Here is an 8,193-nt window from a genome sequence, read left to right as displayed (position 1 = left end):
TGAGAAGTTGTGCAAATCTAAACAAGTAAGGCAACTAGCGGTTCTGTGTCTAAAATCACTTGTTGCTTCATTCTTCTCCAAAGCCCTGGCAATATGCCTTGTTTATTGATAGATCAGTTGGTCCCCCTTCCAAGCATCCAACCAAGTCTCTAGCTGCTTCCAAGGCAGATTTTGGAGAGTGAGCCATCTTAAGGGTTTCCGAACTACTGATTCTACTTCGCAAAAATTCAACAAAATTAAGTACTTCTTGCTGTTTATCTTATTGTGGAGTATCTAGCTTCTCCACAATAAGTTGTGCGATCGTCGTAGTTTTAAAGGGTAGAGAGTCGAAGTATCAACAGAGGCAAGGATTAGGGCATGATGTCATTCAATCTCAGATTTAGCTCAGGGAAAAGAGGGGAAGCGATCGCCTCTCCCATTCGATACTTCTGTTGAGCATATTCCCCACTTGCCAATTGGCAAATAGTAAACGTAGGTTGTTTTGGCTTTCCGATAAAGGCAATTCCCCCCAAACCCCGAAAATCGACAATCCAATACTCTGGAATGCCCAACATTGCATAGTCTTCCACCTTGCGGGCATAGTCATCCTGCCAGTTGGTACTCACGACCTCCGCCACTAACCGAATCGCTTTACCACTGGTTAAAACCGGCTGTTTCTCCCAAAGCGGTTCTTGAGCCAACTCAGCCTCATCCAGCACAATGACATCAGGACGGAGGGCTGTCGCTTCAGTCCCAGGAGGGCGAATCAAGCAGTTTTTGGGAATTGTCCATCTCAAGTTCAAACGCAAGATCTCAGCGAATAACCTCCCTGCCAGTTTTCCTGAAGTGGATTCGTGAGGTCCAGTTGGTTCCATATCGCGCAGTTCACCATCGATTAGTTCATAGCGTGGGTCATCCCCGTACTGGCTTAGAAAATCCTCAAAGGAAAGGATCTTAGAGGGTGTGTAGGTCATCTTCATCTCCTTTTGGCTTGGCTCCCAGATGCAGATTAATCTTGTCTTGAGGTTTCTTGATCCGTCTTCTCAACCCACCCGTAGTGATATCCTCATCGGTACACACTTGAACCTGACTGCCTGGCACAATTGGACATAATTGGCTCAAACCCGGTGGCAGCGTACGGCGCACCCAAAAAACTGGAGAGATTTGTCAGTCAATCAGCTATATTCCTATCGCAAAATACCCAGCTTCACGGCGATGATGGCAACGAGCGCCACTCCCAGCGATACGCCGAAGGCATTGCGGGTCGTTGAGGAAATCTGGGCATCTTCCCTAGCCTCAGCGTCTTGGGCGCGATCGAAGCGGCGGGATTGGGTCGCGAAATAGACGCCCTGCACCACCAGCAGCAGGGCCAGAGGCAGGAGTGCCCAACGGCTGGCCAACGCTAACCCCAACCCACTGCATAGGGTAAAGCTGCCCACAATCCAGAGAAATCGAGTCACCAGTCGATCTTCTGGTTTCTGCGTGATTTTTTCCAGCGCTGTATCAAAGAAATTGGACTGCCGTGCCTGTTGCAGGGTGAGGAGTCCACCCAGAATCCAAAAAACACCAAACAGTCGCAACAACCACTCCAGGAGAACCATTGCATCAACGTAGGTAGTCTCACCCCATTGTAAAGGAGGGGGTGCGGGACCCAAGCTCCGGCACCTTCTCAGTGAGATGAAAACTGCTGTACACGCAATGCCCTAGCTGCCCGTGACACATCTAGGTGAATCCATAAAGGCTCATAAGGTTATGAGTAGCTATTCTCAAGAACCTGGTTGAGACATCACTATCTCGATCGATGTCCAAATCTACCTAGAAAGAAACAAAAATGCTTGACGCAGTCCTTTTTATATGTTCTCTTAGATAAAGAAGGAAGGGCTGCAAAAATCTGCGCAAGCTTTTCCCAAAGAATTATCAAGAATATCGGTTAACCGTCAAAGGAGACCGCCAACGCGAAAACAATCGCATTGGCGGTCTCTTGCTTTCTGCAAGGATTCTCAGGAATGACCCGCACAGTTTCAGCTTCTAGTACGAATCAGTTTCGGTTTACAGACAAATGGGAGATGTCTAGCTTGACGGGGCTGTCTCCAGAGACGCTCAAAAAGTATCGCCTGAGTGGATTCCTTGTCGAAAACATCCACTGGATACGTCTGAATCAGAGAACGATCAGGTATTGTGTCCCGCTGGTTCTCGATCGAATTCAGAATCAACATTTTCCGCAGGAACACAATAAAGCGATCGAGTATTGTCACTCCTTGCTGCCATCTCATCAGGAAAAGACTAAGCGCAAGTAAACCTAATTCAAGCAATCCATGGAGACTTTTCACAATGGCTAAAAAAGGTATGAAAAGCACCAGAGGTAGACCAGAGATGTACTCGGAGGTAAAAAAACCTGCCTGCCTTGCGCTAACTCCTACAGCGATTACTCAACTCGAAGAATTAGCAAAGACTATGAATCTTTCTAAATCGGAATTGGTTGAGCGAATTGCTCGTGGCTTAATCAGTATCGAGCTAGATAACAAGTAATAACGGTATATCTTCCATGCCCTGTTTAACCAGTAAAGCCAGGTTTTGTTTCCAGCTTTATTCTGGCTCAAAATATTTCTTGTTTAGTTCAATAAGAGCTAATATAGCTTGCCTAAAAAGCTTAGCTCTTATTTAGGAAATTGCGTAATAAGGCTTTATTTCAATCTTTATTACACTGACCGTTTTCCAATAACTAGTAGAACCCTTGCGTGAAGCCAATTTCGCTCATTTTTATTACAGAAATACCCGAGTAAAATTACTACAAACCTGCCCTGGGAACTGCTTAATTCTGTTGTAATAAAAACTTCTATTTTTCTTTTCAAAAACTCAAAATTGTGGTAAATATTCAGAGAGAAGGTGCTAAGAATGGGAATTCTAAATCTTAGAAAGGTAGTCACTTTAGCTGATTTTTATAGGCTTTACAAAGCCTGGATAGAATACCAGTTTGAAGAGGAGAAGGCGAAGTCTATCATCGCTAAAACACAAACTGGTCTTTTTCGTTATACATTGCCTTATTATGGGTTTCCCCTCAAGTTGAATGGCAATTTGTCATTCTCTGAAATGAATGAGGGATTGAAATTCATGGAGGAGATTTCTATTAATCAGGCTGTTTACCTTTCAGAGGCGCAGGAACAGGTCTTTGATAAATTTGGCGATCGTGTCTCTTCTGCCAGTCGAAGAGTTTATCGTTCTGCATTGAAACAAATGCTGGATTGGGGGCGATCGCAGGACTGGTGGAAACAGTCTGTTGAAACTTCTTCCGATAGCAGAACCCCTACAATGCTCATCTTCAAAAAACGAGTTGAGCACTGGCATAAGTTGAAGCCTCAAGAAATTTCGTCGGACTTGAGCCAGCAGCTAGGCAGTTTTTCTACCTACTTAGTAACCCAACGACAACCCTATCTCAACGACAGTTCGTGTATTCGGTACCGCAGGGAAGTCTTGGGTGTCCTTGGCTGGATGCATCGAGTTAAAGGGGTTGCGTTAACTGACCTCAGCCTTACCAACATTGTGCCAGTTGCATCTATCCACAATTGGGATGCAGCGAAGGAGGTCGTTGCGTTAGCTGAAGAATACCTCGAATGGATGCGTACCAATTTAGGGGGAAAGGAATCAACTTTGAGATTTGCTCTGCAAGCTTTCTTTTATGTCGCTGAATACATCCACTATGACTACACAAAGAACATCTAAAGAAGATAGATCAATGAACCTGGCGATCGACGCTTTGGTGCAGTTGCGAAACCAATTGAAGTTGGTTCAATATCCTAGGACAACAACTCGCACTCGTCAGGAAGCTTATGCTCTCGGCACAGAAGACATGAGTTCTGCTTTACGTGAAGCGCTTGATAACCTGCTCGATGCAATGGTTAATCGTCATTCTGATATCAATTGCTTCAGAAATAAGGTCAGCCTTGAGACAGCGATGCCACGTATGGCAATGCTTTATCGATTGCTGGGAGCAGTGAAGAAGCTGAAAAAGCTTTCCGCCGAGGAGTTAAACCTAGACCATCTAGTTAGCTTCGCTCCCTGTAAAACAGCTTTGCGTCGAGCTAGAACCTATGATGAAGCCCGGCTAATTGAGCAGGCAGCTCTTGAAGCGGCAGAACAAACTCAGGAAACCCTGACAACGATTTTGAAGTGGTTGCGAAAAGAACGGCAGATTCATCCTTCAACCGAGAAAGGTGTGGTTGAGGTGCTCTTGGTTGTCGCTAAATTTCAGTACTTTCAGGAGACCGATTCCTTAAAAGCAAAAAATTATGGCGATATTCCCGTTATTTTGATGCTGCGTCAGGAACTCAAAGAAGCAAAGGAGCGGGCTAAGAATGTACCTCCTGCTGCTGATGAGTCTCTTAAGTGGCTGGATTGGCCCGAGTTTCTCAAGTGTGTTCATCATTTAGAGGAGGAATGCCGCCTTACCTATAGTTATGGCTTGGAGCGATCAGCCACAGCAGTTGCTCGTAGTGTTCAGCGTTATTTAGTGTTCGCTTTGTTAGGGTATATGCCGCCCGATCGACAGCGAACCTTGCGCGACCTAGAAGTTGGCAAAACGCTTGTCAAAGGTCTTCTTGATCAGAATGAAATCTTTGAGGCTAGGGAGGATGGGAAGTGGTATTTTCACCTGATGAAGACTGACTACAAGACGGGGAAGACCTACGGTGAACAGTGGTTGATGGTACCTGACATCCTATATCCCCATCTTGAGGCTTGGTTGGATCAATGGCGAGATCAATTCTCTCCCAGTCACAACTTCGTCTTCACTCAGGAGAATGGCAAGCCGTATAAGAAAGCATCTGATCTTTCTAACATCATTAGACGCACCACCCACCGCCTAACTGGCAAACTCACAACCTCTCACTTGATCCGGCACATGCTCATCACTTACTTGAAGCGCCATGGTGCTTCCGATGAGGTAATGAAAAGTTTGGCAAATGCTATGCATCACAGCACGAAGATGCAGACCGAAATCTATGATCGCCGCCCTCAGTTTGAGAAGGTTGCCCCCGCTCAAGAATTGGTCTTGAAGTTGGCAATGGGCGAGCCTGTAGCCAACCTCATGGGCGGTCGATCGCTCACCGTTGAAGAAATCGCTCAACAGATTCGACAGTTATCACCTGGGGAGCGCCAACGGCTTCTTGCAATGCTCAAGCAACCTTAATTTGAATTCTGATAATCCGTCGAAAAACGGCGGAGGAGATGCATGATGAATGAAACGAACACAAAAACGATCGCCGTTGCAAGCAGCGATCGCTCTGAAAAAACATTTTCTGGTAACTATCCTAGCAGCAATCCCAAACCTACGCCTCAGCAACTCTTAGAAGCAGTGAAGACGCTGCCTGAAGCATGGGCACTGGTTGCTGTAGGAGCCAACAAAGCACCTTTGGGAAAAGATTGGACAAAGTTGCCTTTGACTCAAGCGGACTTTGAGAAGGCAGTTCAAACGGGAGAATTTGAATCGCTTTTGGTTCACCCCAAAGAGAGGGAAGCCTTTCACCCGCCAGTTGCTTGGTGGTCGGCAGTTGGAGTCCTTTGCGGCACCCCGTCAGGAGGTCTCCTGTTTGTTGATCACGATGGCGCAAGCTGTGACCCTCTCATTGAAGAGCTTTCAGGTCAGTCTGTCACTGAGGCACTGCCGAAAACGGTAGCCGTAACGTCTGGTCGAGAAGGACGTTATCAGATGATCTACAAGGTTCCTGAGCAGTTCTGGGGCGTGCTCTCTAATAGGAAAATCTTCACTGGCACCAAGGGCGAAGATGGCAAGCCCGAACAACTGGAGTTTCGATGGGATGGAAGCCAGTCTGTTATGGCGGGATACCATCCGACTACTGGCTCCTATCATTGGTTGGCAGGGCAGTCCCCTCAAGAATGTGAGGTGGCGGAGGCTCCGAAGTGGATGATTGAGAAAATGTTAGAGGCTATTCCTCTACACAAGCCTGCTCCAGCGGAATTCAGCAATCGATCAGATTCCCATACCTGGACTGATCGGGATTGGGCACTTTCCTATCTAGCTGCGATTCCTCCTGCTGAGGACTACGACACCTGGCTTCAGGTCGGTATGGCACTGCATTCAGTCGGTGAAGATCTATTGGCTGATTGGGATACCTGGAGTAGGGGGGCTAGCAACTACGAACCAGGCGTCTGCGAGACGAAGTGGAAGTCTTTTAAGCCTGCCAAAGGCATTGGCCTGGGGACATTGGGTGCTTTGGCAAAACAGCACGGTTGGCGATCGCCGTTTGAAGGGAGCCGGGACGATCGCCCTACGATAACTGCGAACCAGAGTAACAGTGTCCTCCATACAGCACAGCCATCTGCCTTTGAGTTGGACGAAGACTTTAAGGAACTGGCTCAGGAAGTTCAAAGCTTAGTCAACCTGACTGAGCAATCTGCTCCACTTCAAGGGCTGCTCTCTCCTCATCTCACAACTCCACTGACGCATCGAGCAAAACAGTTCAACGTTCCTCTGGAAGCGTTTGTGGGGATTCTTTTACCAATTTGTGCGGCTTCTCTGAAGATTGGTACTGAGCTAGAGATTAGTTCAGCTTCAGATTATCGTTGTCCCCCAATTCTATGGACGGGGCTCGTAGGAGAGTCTGGAGCCAATAAATCGCCGATTTTAGACAGCTTATTCAGACCTCTGGCAAATTTGCAGGCTCAGGCAGATGAATTTTACCAGCTTGAGTTAGCTCAGTACGAAGAAGCATTGGAAACCTGGCAAAATGCCCCAAAAGGGAATCGGGGTCAAAAGCCGACTCCACCTGTTCAACGAGAGTATTATCTGCAAGACACGACTCTAGAAGCAATTGCGTCTTGCTTGGGTCTTCAGCCTCAACTCGGAATCGTGATTTCGAGCGATGAGCTCGCAGGCCTCTTTAACGGCTTCAATCAGTATCGTTCTGGTGGGCGAGGCAATGATCGCCAAAAGTTCTTGACAGTTTATAACGGTGGAGCGATCAAAGTTAACCGCAAGTCAGGAAATCGAATTTCCTTAGCCCAGACCTCGATTAGCCTAACCGGAACGATTCAACCTATAGTGCTGCAGAAGCTGATGCGGGACTTAGATGAAGTTGATGGTTTTTGGGCTAGATTTCTTTGGATTCCGTTACCGCTCACGGAAATGCCGCCTCCAGGCGAGGGGGTAAGGTGTGACCTCTTTCAGCTATTGCGAAGTCTTTATGAAGGACTGGGGGCTTTGACTCCTGAAATCTATAAATTTGACCAACGAGGACAAGCAATCTGGCATGACTGGCATGTCTGGTGTGAAAAACATAAAGTGAGTGAGCCCAATTCGTCTTTGAGAGCAATTTATCCAAAGAGCAAGGAGAGAGCTGCTAGAATTGCGCTTGTTGTTCACTGCATGAATGCTGTGGTTGAAGGTCGAGTGCCAGATCGGGTTATTCCTGCAGACCTACTGGCAGCTGCGATCGCCTTCACACAATGGTCAATTGAGCAGACTCGACTCATCTATGCCGATGCGGGTGTCGTTTTGCATGAGGACACATCTAAAATTGTGCGCTTCATCGAAAAGTTCAGAGATCGTGATTGGATTACAGCAAGGAATGTGATCCATTGGTGGTCTGGGAAGCCAAAACCCACGGCTGACCAGGCAAGAGCGTTCATGAAGCGGGTTGTCGATATGGGTTACGCAATCGATAACGGTAAAACTGGCAGAGAATACGAGATTCGGATTGAGGGAAATGCCAGTAACATGGGTAACAATCATGCTCAAAGCCTTGCTCCATCTATCATCGTTCCTGGTAACATCAGTGGTAACAGCCCAGTAACAACTGACAACAACACTCTTGAAATTTCTGACGAGCTGTCGGTTGAGCCTAGTAACAACAGCATTCTCCACCAGAGCTTCAGTGCCAGTGTTACTACAGATCACGATTCGTTCAAAACCAATGACAGCAGGAACTCCACTGGATCTTCAGTAGAGTTGTTACCTAAATTGTTACCCGCTGTTACCAGCATTGTTACCAACGTGAATGCCGCTCCTGGCAAGGAGTCTGCTCGAATTTGTTACCCAGTTACTGAGGCTAAGATTCAAGTTGGCGATCGCGTTGTTTTGACAGGTGAGGGCAATAGCCGTCCATTTGATGAATTGAAGGCAGTCTGGACTGCAAAAACAATTCAGGAGCAAAAGGTTGCTGTAGAGTGTGAAACATTAGGTCGTCGCGTTTTTCCACT

The 8,193-nt window shown here is 47.0% G+C and carries 8 protein-coding genes; 5 read left to right on the top strand and 3 right to left on the bottom strand.

What is annotated here, in order from left to right; genetic code table 11:
* Nucleotides 1–350: 350 nt before the first annotated feature.
* The 3 genes from H6F80_RS27910 to H6F80_RS27900 are packed head-to-tail and all read right to left on the bottom strand — an operon-like array spanning nucleotide 351 to nucleotide 1,580.
* Nucleotides 351–953, bottom strand: a complete 603-nt coding sequence (locus tag H6F80_RS27910) for a Uma2 family endonuclease (protein WP_190794782.1) — start codon at nucleotides 951–953, stop codon at nucleotides 351–353.
* The gene (locus tag H6F80_RS27905) at nucleotides 934–1,125 is read right to left on the bottom strand and encodes a hypothetical protein (protein ID WP_190794781.1); all 192 of its coding nucleotides are present in this window, start codon (nucleotides 1,123–1,125) and stop codon (nucleotides 934–936) included. The genes H6F80_RS27910 and H6F80_RS27905 overlap by 20 nt, the downstream gene beginning before the upstream one ends.
* 41 nt (nucleotides 1,126–1,166) lie before the next feature.
* On the bottom strand, nucleotides 1,167–1,580 hold the full coding sequence (locus H6F80_RS27900) for a hypothetical protein (RefSeq protein WP_190794780.1): 414 nt from the start codon (nucleotides 1,578–1,580) through the stop codon (nucleotides 1,167–1,169).
* Between the two features lie 405 nt (nucleotides 1,581–1,985).
* Between H6F80_RS27900 and H6F80_RS27895 the strand changes: the two genes are divergently transcribed.
* The 5 genes from H6F80_RS27895 to H6F80_RS27875 form a co-directional block, all read left to right on the top strand.
* Entirely contained in the window at nucleotides 1,986–2,276 is a 291-nt protein-coding gene (locus tag H6F80_RS27895; RefSeq protein ID WP_242067615.1) for a hypothetical protein, read from the top strand.
* Between the two features lie 34 nt (nucleotides 2,277–2,310).
* Nucleotides 2,311–2,508 (top strand): hypothetical protein, encoded by a 198-nt coding sequence (locus H6F80_RS27890; RefSeq protein WP_190794779.1) that lies wholly within the window; start codon nucleotides 2,311–2,313, stop codon nucleotides 2,506–2,508.
* Nucleotides 2,509–2,874: 366 nt separating this feature from the next.
* The gene (locus H6F80_RS27885) at nucleotides 2,875–3,699 is read left to right on the top strand and encodes a hypothetical protein (protein WP_190794778.1); all 825 of its coding nucleotides are present in this window, start codon (nucleotides 2,875–2,877) and stop codon (nucleotides 3,697–3,699) included.
* A 13-nt stretch (nucleotides 3,700–3,712) separates the two neighbouring features.
* Complete coding sequence (locus H6F80_RS27880; RefSeq protein WP_190794777.1) at nucleotides 3,713–5,164, top strand: site-specific integrase; 1,452 nt, start codon at nucleotides 3,713–3,715, stop codon at nucleotides 5,162–5,164.
* A gap of 45 nt (nucleotides 5,165–5,209) precedes the next feature.
* Nucleotides 5,210–8,193: DUF3987 domain-containing protein (locus H6F80_RS27875; RefSeq protein ID WP_190794776.1), on the top strand; the 2,984-nt coding region annotated here is incomplete at its 3' end.

The organism is Leptolyngbya sp. FACHB-711 (genome assembly GCF_014695615.1).
In the GTDB taxonomy this organism is placed as follows: Bacteria; Cyanobacteriota; Cyanobacteriia; order Elainellales; family Elainellaceae; genus Leptolyngbya_A.
This window is presented reverse-complemented; position numbering and strand designations above follow the sequence as displayed.